The 1,266-nt window shown below is 65.6% G+C and carries 2 protein-coding genes; both read right to left on the bottom strand.

Annotated features, from left to right (window positions below; genetic code table 11):
• Nucleotides 1-630, bottom strand: a 630-nt coding sequence (locus LL06_RS25485; protein ID WP_052161911.1) for a BON domain-containing protein, incomplete at its 3' end; no start/stop codon positions are given.
• Nucleotides 631-820: 190 nt separating this feature from the next.
• Nucleotides 821-1,266: porin (locus tag LL06_RS25480; protein WP_035533718.1), on the bottom strand; the 446-nt coding region annotated here is incomplete at its 5' end.

Below are 1,266 nucleotides of genomic sequence, written 5' to 3'. Positions count from 1 at the left end.
GACCGCGCTCACCGTGCCGGCGGAGGCGGGAATCGAGGCCACCGCCGCCAGGGCGAGTTCATGATCCTCCGGATCGAGCGCCTGGCCGCGGATCGCCAGGCTGCGATCGGTGATCTCGAGCACGCCGGTGGAAAAGCGCGGGAACGCGACCAGCCCGTACCCTGTCAGGACCAGCAGGTCGTCGGGGGCGCCGCGCGCCAGCTTCATCTGATCGGACAGGGCGATGCCGGGCAGCATCCCGGTCAGAAGCGCGATGATGTTGGCCCGCGCGGTGTCGTTGGGCACGAATCCGCTCAGGGTCACCCCCTGGGCGGTCTTCTCGATGGTCAGGCGATAGGGTTTTTCTTCCTGCAGCAGGCTGGTCCTGTCGCTGGCGACACGCACGCCATCGACCGCGCCGGCAATGTCGAGAGCCCTGGCGCGGCTGTCCTCGTCGGGCGCGATCCCGGTCAGCGTCAGGTCGCGGCCGTTGAGCGAGACCTGGGCCCAGCCATACTCCTTCTGAAGCGCCGCCTGCGCCCGGGTCTGCAAATCCGTTTCGATGACGGAAGCCTCGAACCAGATCGCCAGCGCGGTGAGGCACCCCACGCTCGCCAGACCCGGCCAAATCCAGAACTTCCACATGCGCATGGGCTCTCCGCCAAAGTCTCGATTGCGGCGAGCCTAGCACCCCGCGTCGGGACTGGCCAAGCCAAAAACCCGGGGGCGCCTCCGGCCGCCCGCAAGCCGGATCCCGCCGGCGGCGTCCATGGCCGAAAGCCAAAACGCAAGAACCCGGCAGCCTGAGCTGCCGGGTCCTGTTCGTCAAACCGGGGTTTGATTAGAACGAGCGCTGAACGCGACCGTAGAAGCCGAACTGACCGTCGGTGCCTGCGACGCCGGTGTCGTAGTAGACAACTTCCGGAGTGACCACGAGGCCGGGAACAACGGTGTAGTTCATGTTGGCGACAGCCGACCAGCGATCGGAGTCTGCTGCGAACTGGCCTTCAACCCACTGAACCTGGGTGTTGAAGGTAACCTTTTCGGTTGCCTTGAACGAACCGCCGACGATGGCCGACCAGGTTTCGGTGTTGCTGGACACGTAAGGCGCCCAGGTTGCGTAAGCCGACGAGTTCTCGCCGTACATGCCGATTGCGAAGACCGAGAACTGATCGGTGATCGTCACGTCTGCACGAACCTTGGCAGCCCAGCCGCCGACGTCGTAGGTGGCGCCAGCGATATCGTCGCGGGTGTCGAAGCCGACAACTGCGCTGAGGTCGACCATGC

Origin of the sequence: Hoeflea sp. BAL378 (assembly GCF_000759435.1) — a bacterium.
Classification (GTDB): Bacteria; Pseudomonadota; Alphaproteobacteria; order Rhizobiales; family Rhizobiaceae; genus Hoeflea.
This window is presented reverse-complemented; position numbering and strand designations above follow the sequence as displayed.